At 59.1% G+C, this 14643-nt stretch carries 11 protein-coding genes and 1 tRNA gene; 5 read left to right on the forward strand and 7 right to left on the reverse strand.

Going from position 1 to position 14643, the window contains the following annotated elements; translation table 11 throughout:
* Positions 1-2: 2 nt before the first annotated feature.
* Entirely contained in the window at positions 3-1385 is a 1383-nt protein-coding gene (mshC, locus tag I6J19_RS07985; protein WP_187402587.1) for a cysteine--1-D-myo-inosityl 2-amino-2-deoxy-alpha-D-glucopyranoside ligase, read from the reverse strand.
* Between the two features lie 18 nt (positions 1386-1403).
* A complete protein-coding gene (locus I6J19_RS07990; RefSeq protein ID WP_038625450.1) occupies positions 1404-2285 on the reverse strand; it encodes an undecaprenyl-diphosphate phosphatase in 882 nt (293 codons plus the stop codon).
* Between the two features lie 132 nt (positions 2286-2417).
* Here I6J19_RS07990 and I6J19_RS07995 point away from each other — a divergent pair, with 132 nt between their 5' ends.
* The 3 genes from I6J19_RS07995 to I6J19_RS08005 all read left to right on the forward strand — a co-directional run bounded on the left by I6J19_RS07995 (position 2418) and on the right by I6J19_RS08005 (position 5726).
* Positions 2418-3353 carry an aldo/keto reductase gene (locus I6J19_RS07995; protein WP_038625448.1) on the forward strand — a complete coding sequence of 312 codons (936 nt, stop codon included), beginning with the start codon at positions 2418-2420 and terminating at the stop codon, positions 3351-3353.
* A 108-nt stretch (positions 3354-3461) separates the two neighbouring features.
* On the forward strand, positions 3462-4625 hold the full coding sequence (locus I6J19_RS08000; RefSeq protein ID WP_187402586.1) for a hypothetical protein: 1164 nt from the start codon (positions 3462-3464) through the stop codon (positions 4623-4625).
* Positions 4626-5726 (forward strand): quinone-dependent dihydroorotate dehydrogenase, encoded by a 1101-nt coding sequence (locus tag I6J19_RS08005; protein WP_038625446.1) that lies wholly within the window; start codon positions 4626-4628, stop codon positions 5724-5726.
* 138 nt (positions 5727-5864) lie between these two features.
* On the opposite strand, the gene I6J19_RS08010 is transcribed toward I6J19_RS08005, so the two are convergent.
* Positions 5865-6437, reverse strand: coding sequence for a YbhB/YbcL family Raf kinase inhibitor-like protein (locus I6J19_RS08010; protein ID WP_038625444.1), 573 nt, complete (start codon positions 6435-6437; stop codon positions 5865-5867).
* 226 nt (positions 6438-6663) lie between these two features.
* On the opposite strand from I6J19_RS08010, the gene I6J19_RS08015 reads away from it, so the two are divergent.
* Positions 6664-6749: transfer RNA gene (locus tag I6J19_RS08015), tRNA-Leu, on the forward strand.
* Between the two features lie 79 nt (positions 6750-6828).
* Here I6J19_RS08015 and cls read toward each other — a convergent pair.
* Positions 6829-8322 (reverse strand): cardiolipin synthase, encoded by a 1494-nt coding sequence (gene cls, locus I6J19_RS08020; protein WP_081913933.1) that lies wholly within the window; start codon positions 8320-8322, stop codon positions 6829-6831.
* A gap of 188 nt (positions 8323-8510) precedes the next feature.
* Here cls and I6J19_RS08025 point away from each other — a divergent pair, with 188 nt between their 5' ends.
* The gene (locus tag I6J19_RS08025; protein WP_038625442.1) at positions 8511-8843 is read left to right on the forward strand and encodes an ArsR/SmtB family transcription factor; all 333 of its coding nucleotides are present in this window, start codon (positions 8511-8513) and stop codon (positions 8841-8843) included.
* A 157-nt stretch (positions 8844-9000) separates the two neighbouring features.
* On the opposite strand, the gene meaB is transcribed toward I6J19_RS08025, so the two are convergent.
* The 3 genes from meaB to I6J19_RS08040 form a co-directional block, all read right to left on the reverse strand.
* Positions 9001-10113, reverse strand: a complete 1113-nt coding sequence (gene meaB / locus I6J19_RS08030; protein WP_038625439.1) for a methylmalonyl Co-A mutase-associated GTPase MeaB — start codon at positions 10111-10113, stop codon at positions 9001-9003.
* A gap of 66 nt (positions 10114-10179) precedes the next feature.
* The gene (gene scpA / locus I6J19_RS08035) at positions 10180-12399 is read right to left on the reverse strand and encodes a methylmalonyl-CoA mutase (protein ID WP_038625437.1); all 2220 of its coding nucleotides are present in this window, start codon (positions 12397-12399) and stop codon (positions 10180-10182) included.
* An 8-nt stretch (positions 12400-12407) separates the two neighbouring features.
* Positions 12408-14300, reverse strand: a complete 1893-nt coding sequence (locus I6J19_RS08040; RefSeq protein WP_038625435.1) for a methylmalonyl-CoA mutase family protein — start codon at positions 14298-14300, stop codon at positions 12408-12410.
* Positions 14301-14643: the final 343 nt, after the last annotated feature.

Here is a 14643-nt window from a genome sequence, read left to right on the forward strand (position 1 = left end):
GATCAAAGTTTAACGCCAAGCAGCGCGTCCAGCGCGGTGGCGACAAATTCGCCGGCGCCGGCTGCGCCAGTTACTGTGCCAGCTTCTGCGGCCTCTTCTGTTGCGCCAGCTTCTGCCTTGTTGCCGGTAGCCGAGGACCACTCCGCAGCCCAGGCATCGATAGCGTCCAGAGCAGCCGGCGTATCCAAGTCATTGGCCAGGCTTGCGCGCACATCGGCAACCAGTGCCGCTGCCGCGCTCACCGCCTTCTCATCGGTGGCAGTCTTAGTAGCTGCGCAAGCCGCACGCCAGGTCTCGAGACGTGCCTTGGCCGCCTCCAGCACCTCGTCCGACCAATCGCGATCAGAGCGGTAATGGCTGGCGAACACGCCAATACGAATCGCACTCGGATCCACGCCGGCGGCCACCAGCTTGGAGACAAAGACGAGGTTGCCCAGCGACTTGGACATCTTGACGCCATCCAGCGCAATCATGCCCGCGTGAACGTAGTGGCTAGCCATGCGTGCACAACCAGTAGCGGCCTCAGCGTGAGCCGCCGAGAACTCATGGTGTGGAAACGCCAGGTCAGAGCCACCGCCCTGAATGTCGAAGCTCTTACCCAAGCGATTGGTAGCAATCGCCGAGCACTCAATATGCCAACCCGGACGGCCCGCACCAAAGGGGGCGTTCCAGCTTGGTTCTCCAGGGCGAGCAGCACGCCACACCAGCGCGTCTAGCGGATCTTCCTTGCCCGGGCGATCCGGGTCGCCACCGCGCTCCGCAAAGAACTCCGCCATCTGCTCTGCCGAATAATTGGATTCGTAGCCAAAGTTCTCGGTGGCACTCTTGCGGAAGTACACATCCGGGTACTCGTCATTGGTGAGCTGATAGGCCGAGCCGTTCTCCAGTAGCTTCTCGACCATTTCCACGACCTCATCGACGGACTCAATGGCGCCGATGTAGTCGCGCGGCGGAATCACCGACAGGTTTTCCATATCCGAGCGGAACAAATCAATCTGCGAGGTGCCCAGCTCGCGCCAGTCCACCCCATCGCGCTCCGCACGCTCGAACAACGGGTCATCGACATCGGTGATGTTCTGCACGTAATGCACCGAGTGCCCATTGTCCAGCAGCTGGCGGTAGATCAAATCAAAGGTGAGGTACGTTGCCGCGTGCCCCAGGTGCGTGGCGTCATAGGGCGTGATGCCACACACGTACATAGTCGCCTCTGGCCCCGCTTCCACCTGGGAGACCTTCTGATCCGCGGTGTCGTAGAGGCGTAAGGGTACCGATGTTGAGCTTTCGTCGTCAAGCGAATGCGCCGTACCTGCATTGCTGGCGCGGTTGAACACATCGAAGCGCGCATCGCCGAGACTGGGAACCTGTGGTTGGGGCCACGAATGCATGAAATACTCACTACCTCACTAAACAGCGTTGATCGTGCCGAAGCCGAGCAACACCATAACAATCAAACCGACCGGGATGCGGTACGCGGAGAACCAAGCGAAGGAGTGGTTCGACACAAACTTCAGCAGCCATGCGATAGACGCATAACCGACGACGAAGGCAATCAGCGTACCGATGGCCAATTGCGCACCACTAGCGGCCTGTCCCGCCGCAGGGTCAAACGCGTCTGGAAGCGAAAAAATTCCAGCAGCGAAAACAGCGGGGATAGCCAGCAGGAAGGAAAAGCGCGTTGCAACCTCTCGATCCAAGTGCAAGAACAGGCCGGCAGACACCGTACCGCCCGAGCGCGACACCCCCGGAATGAGCGCCAGACACTGCGCGAAACCCATGACGATGGCATCTCGCATGGTCAGCTCTTCATAGTTGCGCTCACGACGGCCGAACTTCTCTGCGGCGATAAAGACAAAGGAGAAAAGCACCAACACAGCGGCTGTAATCCAGAGATTGCGCAGGTTGTCGCGGATGAGATCCTTCCCCAGCACGCCGATGATGGCAATCGGCAGTGTACCGACAATCACCATCCAGCCCATGCGGTAGTTGAAACCGCGTGCTTCCTTATTGAACAGGCCGGCAAACCAGCCAGTGAGAATCTGCCAGATGTCCTTGGCGAAGAACACCAGCACAGCCAATTCGGTGCCGAGCTGTACTACAGCGGTGAAGGATGCGCCGGCGTCCTGGCCCCACAGCAGCTCAGAGACAATCCGCAGGTGCCCCGAGGAACTCACCGGGAGAAATTCCGTCAGACCTTGCACTACGGAAAGGATGATTGTCTGCGCCCAGGTCATACCGGTGCCGGCGGTATCGGCAGCAGTATCCGCTGAGGCGCTTAGTGTCGTCATGATAGTCACGGGTGTATAGGCTACTCGTCCGATTTGTGTTGTGGCTATAGCGAGGTTTCGGCGCGGCCGTAGCGAGGCCTCTCCCGCGGAAGCTTTCCCGCGACCGCACACAGGTGTCCTAAAGTAAAAATCGTGCAACAACGAATTCTGGGCAACAGCGGTTTACGCGTCTCCGCCTTGGGGCTGGGTACGGCCACCTGGGGTGCGGGTACCAGGCAAGACGAGGCCGGACGCATCCTGACGGACTTCCTCGACGCCGGAGGCAACCTTGTCGATGCTTCCCCACTCCACGGCGGCGACACTGTTGCCGACATGCTGGGTGCAGTCATCGCAAAGCGCGGCGTTGCCGACGAATTGGTGCTTTCGGTCGCATCTGGCATACACCCCGAGCGGCCCGTCGGCAGGCGCGTGGACTGCTCGCGTAAGACACTGCAAAAGGACCTCGACGATACGCTCGGACGCCTCGGCGTCGAACACATTGATCTGTGGTCGCCCGGCTACTGGGATGGGCTGACCCCACCGGAAGAGGTCGCCGACACCCTGGAATGGGCTGTACGTACTGGGAAAGTACGTTACGCCGGACTGCGTGGATACAGCGGATGGCAAGCAGCGGTGACGCATGCCGCCGCGAATCGAATCGCTCCGGTGTTCGCACAGCATGAGTACTCGCTGCTCCAGCGAAGCCCTGAGGCTGAGCTGCTGCCCGCCTGTGAGCATTTGGGTCTCGGCTTTATCGGTGGCGCCCCACTGGCCCAAGGTGTGTTGACCGCCAAATACCAACACATCATTCCGGAGGACTCCCGCGCTGCTTCCGAACACGCGGACGCAGAGGTACAGGACTACCTCGACACACGCGGCGTCACGGTCGCAGGTGCGCTGACCACCGCAGCCAAGGGGCTCGGCGTCAGTGCTGCCGTCGCAGCGGTTTCCTGGGCGCGCGATCGGCCGGGCGTCACCTCGATCCTCGTTGGCGCTCGAGACCGCGCTCAGCTACGCGAAAACCTCACCGCCGAACAACTCACGCTGCCACCGCAGATTTGCAACGCGCTTGACGACGTCACGCTGTAATCAGTAACCGCATTCTTATAAAGGCTTATAAAGCGCAACGAATGCGAGAACCTCCCACGGCTGGAGGCGTCCACAAAGTAATCCGGCCGGGGTGGTAGTTTCTATAGCGTGAGTGAAAACAGTCGTCGACGTGTCATAACCTCCCTTCTAGCGGGGCTTTCCGCTAGCGCAGTGGTCCTGGCAGGGTGCTCCTCCGATGTGGAAGGAGACATCGATGCCGGAATGGGCAACGCCACGCCAGTACCGGCCGCTTCACCCGCTGCTCCCGATACTGCTATCGGGAAAGCCAAAAAGATCGATGAGGGCATCACTGATGCCGTGCTGGTCGGCGATCGAGTTGTCCTGAAGGCCGGGGACAAGATTTTTGCCGGTCCGCTGAATAACCCAATCGAGCGTTCGATGAAGCTGGGCGCGAAGTGTGGCGAGCTCGCGCCGGGCGGCCCTAATGCTCTGCTGCCGTGTGAAGATGGCATCCATGTCATTACTGACCAGGCTACGGAAACGGCCGTTGTTGGCCGTGGCACCAACTACTCCGCCGCAGTTGGCCTGGAAGGCGGCCGCATCATCGGTGCCCATGCGGATAGCAATGTGGTCGATGTGTTCGGCGCTGACGGCGAGTTGGCCAGTGACTTCAAGGCTGCCAATAACGGTTCGCAGTTCGCTGTGATTCCCAAAGCGGACAATGACGCGGACGTCAAGCTGTTAGAGGTCAACCGCCCGGAAACTTCGGTGCATGAGCTCAAGCTCGATGAGTCTCGTGCTGGCTCTGCGCTGCGTGCGGGCATTGGCGTCGGCAAGGTGGCGTCCGGTGACCATGCCATCGCTGCCGCAGACACCAAGGGCAGCCAGCTGCTTATCTACACTGCCACTGACGTCATTCGGCTCCACCAGGCAGCTCCGGCTCCGGAGGCCCCGTGGGCGGTAGCAGTCGATGAATCGCGCGGAATTGTCTGGGTGACTTCGACGAAGGTGAACAAGCTGACTGGCTACGACATCAGCTCGGGTACCCCAGTCAAGGTCGCGGACATCAACACGGTTGCAGACCCGCAGTCGATTGTTGCCACCGAGGATGGCCAAATTGGCGTCTTCTCAGCTACCGGTGACGGGGCTCAGATTTTTGACTCCGCGGACGTCGATAAGGCAATTGCTGATTTCAAGCAGGATGCAGAGAAAATCCGTGAGGAGATGTCGGTTCGGGAGCCAGCCGATAAACTACCGACCGGTGCAGGTGACACCAAGGGAGCAGACGACTCCGAGGGAGAGACTAAGTAGATGCCTTCGAAACTTCGCGCCAAGTCCTATCAACTCGCGCTAAAGGCAATGTTCCAGGTCCCGGCAGAGCAGATTCACGAGGCCATCTCGAAGACCCTGAAGGGGCTGCAGAAGTCGGAGAGTCTTCAGCGGGCAGTGAGCAAGCTACTCGTTGTTGACGATGCTGTGCTGCGTCAAACCGTGTTCGGTGTGGACTTCCCGCGTCCGCTGGGGCTCGCCGCGGGCTTCGACAAGGCTGCTATTGCCCCGGATTGCTGGGGACCCATTGGTTTTGGCTACGCGGAACTGGGAACCGTGACTGCCAAGCCGCAGCCGGGCAATGATCGCCCGCGTCTGTTCCGCCTGAAGGAAGACCGCGCCATCTTGAACCGCATGGGTTTCAACAACCCCGGTGCCGCCGCTGTAGCGGAGAACCTGCGGGCGCGTCGCAGCGACGACGTCATCGGTATCAACATTGGCAAGACCAAGGTAACTCCGCTCGAAGAGGCCGTCGATGACTATCGAGAATCGGCCAGCCAGCTCGGAGGCTTGGCGGACTATGTGGTTGTCAATGTCTCCTCACCGAACACGCCGGGGCTGCGTGACCTTCAGGCGGTAGAGTCCCTGCGGCCGATTCTGGCAGCGGTGACTGAGGAGACCGACTCGCCGGTGCTGGTCAAGATCGCTCCTGATCTCTCCGACGCGGATGTCATTGCAGTTGCTGACCTGGCTGTTGATCTGGGGCTGGCGGGCATTGTGGCAACCAACACCACCATTTCTCGCGAGGGCCTGCGTACGCCCGCGGATAAAGTCGCGGAGATGGGTGCCGGTGGAGTCTCGGGTGCACCTGTGGCAGCTCGGTCACTAGAGGTACTGAAGCTGCTGCACGAGCGCGTCGGGGACAAACTTGTTCTCATCAGCGTCGGCGGCATCGAGACTGCTGAGCAGGCATGGGAACGGATTGCCAACGGCGCTTCCCTGCTGCAGGGCTACACACCGTTGATTTATGGCGGTCCAGACTGGATTCGTGACATTCACCAAGGGTTGGCTCGCCAGATTCGAGCTCAGGGCTTCTACTCCATTTCGGAGGCTGTCGGCTGTGGCCTGCCGTGGCGTGGTTAACTGCTGAGAGCCGTTGAGGCTTTTTAACCCAATAAACACGCGACCCCGGGTCCTGCTGCCATGAAGGCGCTGGCCCCGGGGTTTTCTGTATGAGTAGCGTGCCCGGGCGGTTGAGTTGCCCGTGTGGGCGTCGTATCCCTACTCCCCGACGTTCTCCCACCACGGCGTGATGATGGCACGCGCAATCGAGTGGAAATACAGGTTGAAGCCAAGCACTGTCGGCGTCGCATCTTCCGGAACATCAAGCTTCTCGACGTCGACCGCGTGCACCGCGTACATGTAACGGTGTGGGGCATGCTGCGCCGGTGGGTTAGCTCCGTAGTGACCACGCATGCCAGAGTCGCCGACAAGCTGGATAGCACCGTCTGGCAGCTTAGAGCTGTCTTCGGAGCCAGCTCCCTGTGGTAGACCCTTTTCGGTCGCTGGAATGTTGAACACAGCCCAGTGCCAGAAGCCCGAAGCGGTCGGGGCGTCCGGATCGAAGCAGGTCACGGCAATGGACTTCGTGCCCTCCGGCAGATTGGCCCAATCCAACTGCGGGGAAACATTCGACGGAGCGCGGAATTCATCCGCAATCTTCTCGCCATCCTTGATATCTGGCGAGGACAGCTCGAAGGTTGGCAAATCCTTCAGCGGTGCGTACGGATCCGGGCCCGGGAAAACCGGAGCATTTGTAGCGTTGTTTGTGGTGTCGTTGGAATTCGTAGTCATAACTACCAGTGTGCCTACTTTATGAGCGCGCTGCAGGGACTTCGCCAGACTGCCTATCCTCAGTGCCGGATTCTCAGCGTGAATCCAAGGCGGATGCGGGGCTAACAACGGAGATGTAATTACACCCCGGTTTGGCACCTTAATACCACGATGACCTGCCAATTTGTGTTTCATTATGTAGTCGGGATACAGTATCACAGGTCAGCACGGAAGTGCTTCCTACCCGGTCCGGGTGGCGGAATGGCAGACGCGCTAGCTTGAGGTGCTAGTGCCCTATTAACGGGCGTGGGGGTTCAAGTCCCCCTCCGGACACAAGATAAATCCCGAGAAACTGCAGTAAATGCAGCTCTCGGGATTTTTGTGTTTTCTGGCGGACCTCTATGGTAGTGCCCTATTGCAGCGCCGAGGTCAAGCGGAAAACAGAGTCCAGGTAGCGCTGGCGAAGGGGGCGGTCATTCCATTCCTCCTGGGTGAGCAGGAGGGATTTGTCGCGGTACTCGTCGGCAAGCGTGATCAGTTTGTCCACGATGGAACCGGCGGCGGAAAGAAGCGTGATCTCGTAATTGAGGCCGAAGGAGCGCATATCTAGATTGGACGAGCCGAACATGGCCATGCGGTCGTCGATAACCATGAACTTGGAGTGCAGGACGGCAGGCGCCGGATAGCGATAAATCTTCACGCCAGCGGTTAGCAGTGCCTGGTAATAGGACTGCTGCGCGTGGCCGACCATGAACTGATCGGACTCTTCGTTAACGTAGAGCTGAACGTCGATACCTCCATATGCGGCGGAGGTCAGCGCCATGAGCATGGACTCGTCCGGGACGAAGTACGGGCTGACGGCGATAATCCGCTCGTGCGCCTGGTAGATCATGTTATTGAACACGCGCAGGTTCGGCTCCGTGCTGAAGCCCGGACCCGACGGCAGCACCTGGACCACGTTGTAGTTGTCGTTGACCTCAGTGGTGTGGAGTGAATAGTTCCTGGTGGCATCTGGGGTCTTGTATAGCTCGCTGGTCCAATCAACCGCAAAAATTGCGTCGAAGGCCAGCGCAATATCGCCCTCGAGCTCAATCCATGTGTCCACCCAGCGGCGGCCGATCTTATGATTCTTTTTCTTCTGATATTCGGGCTCAATCAAATTCTGCGAGCCCATGAATACAATGTCGCCATCAATCACTACGAGCTTGCGGTGATTACGCAGATCCAGGCGGCGCCAGGTGAGCTTCAGTAAGCTCACGGGCAGCATTGGGTGCCAGGAGATTTTGGACTGGTTCAGGCGTTTTTTCAGCTTGTAGTAGCCGGGGTATTTCCACGAACCAATTGGATCGACCAGTACCTTGACCTCTAGTCCCCTGTCGAGCGCGCGCTCGAGAGCCTGTATGAAAGGCTCCGTGCTGGAATCCAGTGCAAAGATGTAGGACTGCACGTGGATAGATTTCTGAGCCGCATCGATGGTCTCAATCATGCGGTCAATGGAGGCATCGAATTCGGTGAAAAGTCCCTTTTCCGCGCTGGCAATTGCCGGCATTCCCGTGAGCTGACGCGAGAGCTTGAATACGTTGACAACGTCATCTTCTATCTTGGCATCGTCCGGTACGTCGGGCAGATGCTCGGTACGTTCCGCAATGAGCTCCTGTGCCAGTGCCTGTACCTCGTGCCGGCGGCCCGTGATCTGCTGCGAGCCCAGGAAGAGGAACAGAGGTAGGCCGATAAATGGAATTAGCAGAATCAGTAGCAGCCACGCCGTCGAAGCCGATGGGCTTCGGTTTTCCGGCACCCATCCAATCGCGATGAACTTAATCGTGTAGTCGAGCGCGAAGAATAGTACTTGCCACCACGTTAAGTCCTCCACCAGCCATGGGAAGGCGCTCATCAACCAATCCATGCAGATGATATTACTGAAGGAATTTTCAGTACCTTTGGTCGCTGTCCCTTAGGAGCGCTCTCCCCTCTTTTGCGACAGCTTATTGTGACATCTGAAATTGAATACTGATATCAATACGTAGTAATGTTCACCTTATTGAACATACTAAGTGTTTGGCATGTCGACTTCGAAAGGACTTACCCCTCCAAATGACTGAGAAGGCTCCTACGAGCACCGAGCTCGACGTTGCCACTAACGTACTGAAGTTGATGGCGGACAAGACGCGTCTCTCCATCCTGTCACTCCTTCGTGACGGGGAGATGACCGTCACCGCCATCGCTAGTGCGCTCGATCGCCCCATTCCCGCGATTTCTCAGCACCTGGCGAAGTTGCGCATGGCCAATATGGTGCAGGCTCGCAAGGAGGGCACGTCTAGCTTCTATTCTCAGCCCGACGAGCACCTCACCAACCTGGTGGTCAACGCTCTCCACTTCGCCGAACACACTCTCTACAGCGATCCGCCCCATCACCGCGGTCAGTAGGCGCACACGGATACGCTCGCTTTACGACGAAAACCCCGCGACCCAACCGGACAGACTCCGATAAGTGATCGCAGGGTTGCTTCTCTTTGACGCTGCTAGTTTCCCATCCGCGCGGCTAGGAATTGGACTCGCTGGTGGGAGCTACGTTGTTCAGGACCTAATCGTCGAGCCCGGCGTTCGGTGCCCTTCCTTTGTCGAATGCCTCCATGATGCGCTGGGCAGCGAGCGTCGGTGTGAGCTGCCCCGAGCGGAGTTGTTTTTCCACCAGGGAACTCTCTATCTGCACAGCCTCGTTGGTGTTGAGTCGCTGCAAGAGCGTTTCGTGCACCATGGACCACATCCACTTAATCTGCTGGTTAGCGCGGTTTTCATCGAAGAGATGATTCTCGTGCATAGCCTCGACATGGTCTTCGATGGCTTGCCAGAACTTGTCGATGCCGTCGTCTTCCAATGCCGACATAGTCAGCACCGGTGGAGTCCAGACTTGATCTGAGGAACGCACCATCTTCATGGCGGTCATCAGGTCACGCGCAGCGCGTTTTGCCGGGCGCAGGTTCTTACCATCCGCCTTGTTGATAGAAATCACGTCGGCCATTTCCAGCACACCCTTCTTGATGCCCTGGAGTTGGTCACCAGCGCCGGCGAGTGCCAGAAACGCAAACGTATCCACCATCTGTGCCACCGCGACCTCGGACTGGCCGACGCCGACAGTCTCGACGATGACAATGTCGTAGCCTGCGGCTTCGAGCACCACCATGGCCTCACGCGTTGCCTTGGCGACACCACCGAGCGTGCCCGCAGAAGGCGACGGACGGATGAAGGCTTCATCCGCGGCCGAGAGCCGGGACATACGGGTCTTATCGCCCAGAATCGAACCACCGGACTTCGTTGACGACGGGTCGATGGCCAGCACTGCAACGCGGTGGCCCTCCTCGATCAACTTCAGCCCAAGGGTTTCAATCGTGGTTGATTTACCGACGCCGGGGACACCGGTAAGACCGACACGCATAGCCTTTCCGGAAAATGGCAGCAACTTCACCAGTAGTTCCTGAGCCAGCACCTTATGCGCCGGAGCAGTCGACTCCAACAGCGTGATCGCCCGAGCCAACTTAGTGCGGTTCCCAGCTCGCACGCCCTCAAAGAGGTCGTCGACATCTATCCGTCGTCGCGCACGACGGACGACTTCGGGAGCTACAGCGGTCTTTCCCTCAACAACCGTGCCAGCGGTAGTGACGAGGGTGCCCAGGTTTTCTTCAAGAAACTCGTTCATCGCTACTTCTCAATTCCGACAACGCGCTGAGCTGAACGCTCAGCTCAGCGCGTATGCGGTAGTTAATTAGGACTCTTCGTCAACGGCAATGTCGAGGCCCAGCTCGGCAGAGAGCTTGGTCATCATGTCGATTGCCGAATCAGCGATGACAGTGCCCGGCGGGTAAATAGCCGCGGCGCCGGCATCGTAGAGTTCCTGGAAGTCGCCCGGTGGGATAACACCACCGACGACAATCATGATGTCCTCGCGACCCAGCTTTGCCAGCTCATCGCGAAGAGCAGGCACGAGCGTCAGGTGTCCGGCGGCTAGCGAAGAAACACCGACGACGTGGACATCCGAGTCGACTGCCGATTTGGCGGCCTCCTCCGGAGTCTGGAACAACGGCCCCACGTCAACGTCCATGCCGAGGTCCGCGTAGGCGGACGCGATGACCTTCTGGCCGCGGTCGTGACCATCCTGGCCCATCTTGGCCAGGAAGATACGCGGACGGCGACCTTCCTGCTCTTCGAACTTATCGGCCATGGCGATGGCCTTGGAGACGTTAGACACGGCACCCTCCTTGCCAACTTCGTCCTTGTAGACGCCGGAGAGGGTACGAATCTCGGCCTGGTGGCGGCCAAAGACCTCTTCCATTGCGTCGGAGATTTCACCGATGGAGGCCATGGCGCGAGCACAGTCGACAGCGAGCTTCAACAGGTTCTTGTCCAGGTCCCCCGGTTCACCCGGGTTACGGCAAGCGTCGGTCAGAGCGGCCAGTGCCTTCTGAACCTCTTCCTCGTCGCGCTCGGCACGCAGGCGAGCCAGCTTGTCAATCTGCTCCTGGCGTACGCGGGAATTCTCAACCTTGAGAACCTCGATGGCCTCGTCTTCTTCGACCTGGTACTTATTCACGCCAATGAGAGCCTGGCGCCCCGAGTCAATACGAGCCTGCGTACGAGCTGCCGCCTCTTCAATGCGGAGCTTCGGAATGCCCTCGATAGTGGCCTGTGCCATACCGCCAGCCTCTTCGACCTCGTCGATGTGCTGGCGTGCACGCTTGACCAGCTCGTTGGTCAACCACTCGATGTAGTAGGAACCAGCCCACGGATCAACCGGACGCGTGGTGTTGGACTCCTGCTGGAGCAGCAGCTGAGTGTTACGAGCAATACGGGCCGAGAAGTCAGTCGGCAGTGCCAAGGCCTCGTCCAGGGCGTTGGTGTGCAGCGACTGGGTGTGGCCCTGCGTTGCGGCCATAGCCTCAACAGCAGTACGAGCGACGTTGTTGTAGACGTCCTGGGCGGTCAGCGACCAACCGGAGGTCTGCGAGTGAGTACGCAGGGACTGCGACTTCGGGTTCTTCGGACCAAACTTGCCAACCAGCTCAGACCAGAGGATACGGCCTGCACGCAGCTTGGCAATCTCGGTGAAGGTGTTCATCGAGATGCCCCAGAAGAAGGACAGACGCGGAGCGAACTTATCAACTTCCAAGCCAGCGTCAATACCGGCCCGCAGGTACTCGATGCCGTCGGCAAGCGTGTAAGCGAGCTCGAGGTCGGCCGTCGCGCCGGCTTCCTGAATGTGGTAGCCGGAAATCGAAATCGAGTTGAATTTCGGCATTTTTGCCGAGGTGTACTCGAAGATCGAAGAGATGATTCGCATCGAGGGCTTCGGCGGGTAAATGTAGGTGTTACGAACCATGAACTCCTTGAGAATGTCGTTCTGGATCGTACCGCGCAGTTGCTCAGTCGAAACGCCCTGCTCTTCAGCAGTGACAATGTAGAAGGCCAGAATCGGCAGCACAGCGCCGTTCATGGTCATAGACACCGAGACACCGCCCAGGTCAATGCCCTGGAAGAGCTCACGCATGTCGTAAATCGAGTCAATTGCCACACCGGCCATACCGACGTCGCCGGACACACGCGGGTTGTCCGAGTCGTAACCGCGGTGGGTCGCCAGGTCGAAAGCGACCGAAAGACCCTTCTGGCCGGCCGCGAGGTTGCGGCGGTAGAAGGCGTTGGATTCAGCTGCGGTGGAGAAACCAGCGTACTGGCGAATAGTCCACGGCTGGTTGGTGTACATGGTCGGGTACGGCCCGCGCATGAATGGGGCGATACCCGGGAAAGAATCTACCGGGTGACCCTCGGCAGCTGCGGCGTCGCGGTCAGCGCGATCGTAGACACGCTTGACGTCGATGCCTTCTGGAATGGTCCACACTTCACCAGCTTCCGCGGCAGCTGCCTTGTTGGTGGCAGCTGCCGCGTCGTCGGTGTTGCGGGAGATGTCAGCGAAATTTGGGATGGTGGTCATTACTTCCTTCACGCTCCCAGTTCGTTCAGCAGTCGGGACAGCTCCGCGACAGCATCGATGGTCATGTTCAGGTATCCGTCGGGGCGAGCGTCTTCAGCGGCATTAGCGAAGCTCTTCTCGGAGCCGGCCACCAGGACCTCCTTAGCGCCTGCGGCGCGGGCGGCCTTGACAGCGTCCTGGCCCGAGGTCTCGTACTCGCTGTCGGCTGCGCACAGCACGACAATCGGAGAGGCCTTCACTGCCTCTTCGAAACCGGCCTCGCCCGGCACAACCTGGCCGGGGTTAGCGACGGCGATACCGCCGGAAGCCAGCAGGTTGGAGGTAAAACCAGTGCGGATGTTGTGCTTGGCCAGCGGACCCAGCGGCAGCATGGCAATCAGCGGACGGTTGCCCTTTTCAGCCAGGAAGTCATCGGAGCGGTTGCGCAGCGCCTCGAAGTCGCGTGCCCAACGGCGAATCGGATCGCCCTCCGGGCGAGCCTCGGGAGCCAGTGGGGCTTCAGCCAGGTTCGGGAACTCGTTGATAGCGGTGACCTTGGTGCGGCGATGCGCGATATCGGCGCGGCGCTTTTCCCAGGTAGCGTCCAGGGCGGTGCGAATATCGGCCTCTGCGGAGGTGAAACCGCCGGCGGCCTCAGTGCCGGTGAAGATCTCCCACGCCTTGTCGGCCATTTCCTCGGTCAGGTCCTCCACGAAGTAGGAGCCACCTGCTGGGTCGGCGACGTAACCAAGGTGAGACTCTTCCAGCAGCAACAGGTTGGTGTTGCGAGCGATGCGAGCCTTGAAAGTCTTGGAGACGTTCGGCATGCCGCCGACAACTGCGTAATCAAACGGCAGAACCTCAACTGAGGAAGCACCGCCGACACCTGCGGCGAAGGAGGCGACAGTTACACGCAGCATGTTGACCCACGGATCGCGCTGGCTGAACATGACCGGGGCTGTCACGGCGTGCATCGGAGCGCGGCCAGATTCAGGGGCACCGATGACCTCAGCAACGCGGGCCCACAGAACGCGAGCGGCGCGGAACTTCGCAATGGTGTCGAACTGGTCGTCGGTAGCGGCAAAGCGGAAAGAAATCTGGCCGAGCGCTTCTTCAGCGCTCAAGCCCGCTTTAGTCAGCGCACGCAGGTAGGCGACACCAACGGCGAGGCTGTAGCCGATCTCCTGGATGTTGTTTGCACCCAAGTTGGAGAAAACAACGCCGTCGACAAGCAGGGCGCGGACGTCGCCCGGCTGCTTAGCTGCCTTGACGGCCAGCTGAATGGCCTCGTCGAGAGAAACATCATCAATACCGGCAAAAGCAGAGGTCAGCGGAGCTGCAGAAAGCTCTACTGCGATGTTGTCCGGATTAGTCGGGTTTACCTGCTCGATGTAGGACGTCAGTGCTTCCGCAACCTGTGCAGTCTTCTTACCAGCATGTACGGCAATCGGAGCAAGGTCGAGGTAGACATTGTTAAGCAGAGCTGGCACGTCAGCGGCTTCGAGGGAGCCGGTGAAGTCCAGGCGGATGTCCGTGGTGCCGTTTTCCAGGGCAGTCAGCAGAGTCTCGTTGACGGCCTTTGGGTCAAGGGCATCCTCACCCGGGTATTGGCGACTGAAGGTCTCTCGAACGCCCCAACCGTTGGTGTTGTCCGAAGTGACCTTTGCGCCACGGACGAATGGGAACTGACCCGGAGCTGGGCTTTCCGCATGCTCATCCGCGCGGGTGTAGAGCGGACGGACATCGACACCGTCGTAGGTGGTCTGAATCAGTCGTTTCCAAATATCGAGCGGTACATCTGCAACGTCTTGCTTGTGCACCCGCGCGAATACCTTGGCCACGCCCTGATACCAGGAATTCTGCAATTCCTCGAAGTTTGGTGGCAGCGTGGAAGGTGATTCGGGGGTCGTTCGGTCAGTCACGACAGACCTTCTCCCTTACATGTTCTAAGCAACGCCCCCATCAATCCATGGCCGAGGATATTCGGTTGCGACAATTTCCGAATTCTCCGCGACGGAAAGGGATCTAAAGGCGTTGGCTTCCTCCAATAGTCAATAAGAGCCACTAGTCAGACGCTAAGACTCACCCGAGTGTCCGTGCACTGAACTTTTCAGCTACTTGTGCAATACCCTTACGTTCGGTTTTGTGCTGACGGGCACGTCAAGTGCTCGAGCCAAGGCATAGTGACCTTGACTCCCATCCTAGTGAAATAAAGGGCAAACGCCTTTAGCCACTGATTCGCCCTCCTTGCAGAGCCCCCAACTC

The sequence above is a fragment of the Corynebacterium amycolatum genome, from assembly GCF_016889425.1.
Taxonomy (GTDB): domain Bacteria; phylum Actinomycetota; class Actinomycetes; order Mycobacteriales; family Mycobacteriaceae; genus Corynebacterium; species Corynebacterium amycolatum.

What these genes read in the sequence shown, in the direction of transcription:
- mshC (WP_187402587.1), bottom strand. Translation starts at nt 1,385, where the DNA reads ATGCATTCGTGGCCCCAACCACAGGTTCCCAGTCTCGGCGATGCGCGC.
- I6J19_RS08010 (WP_038625444.1), bottom strand. Translation starts at nt 6,437, where the DNA reads ATGACTACGAATTCCAACGACACCACAAACAACGCTACAAATGCTCCG.
- I6J19_RS08005 (WP_038625446.1), top strand. Translation starts at nt 4,626, where the DNA reads ATGCCTTCGAAACTTCGCGCCAAGTCCTATCAACTCGCGCTAAAGGCA.
- I6J19_RS07990 (WP_038625450.1), bottom strand. Translation starts at nt 2,285, where the DNA reads ATGACGACACTAAGCGCCTCAGCGGATACTGCTGCCGATACCGCCGGC.
- I6J19_RS08025 (WP_038625442.1), top strand. Translation starts at nt 8,511, where the DNA reads ATGACTGAGAAGGCTCCTACGAGCACCGAGCTCGACGTTGCCACTAAC.
- scpA (WP_038625437.1), bottom strand. Translation starts at nt 12,399, where the DNA reads ATGACCACCATCCCAAATTTCGCTGACATCTCCCGCAACACCGACGAC.
- meaB (WP_038625439.1), bottom strand. Translation starts at nt 10,113, where the DNA reads ATGAACGAGTTTCTTGAAGAAAACCTGGGCACCCTCGTCACTACCGCT.
- cls (WP_081913933.1), bottom strand. Translation starts at nt 8,322, where the DNA reads ATGGATTGGTTGATGAGCGCCTTCCCATGGCTGGTGGAGGACTTAACG.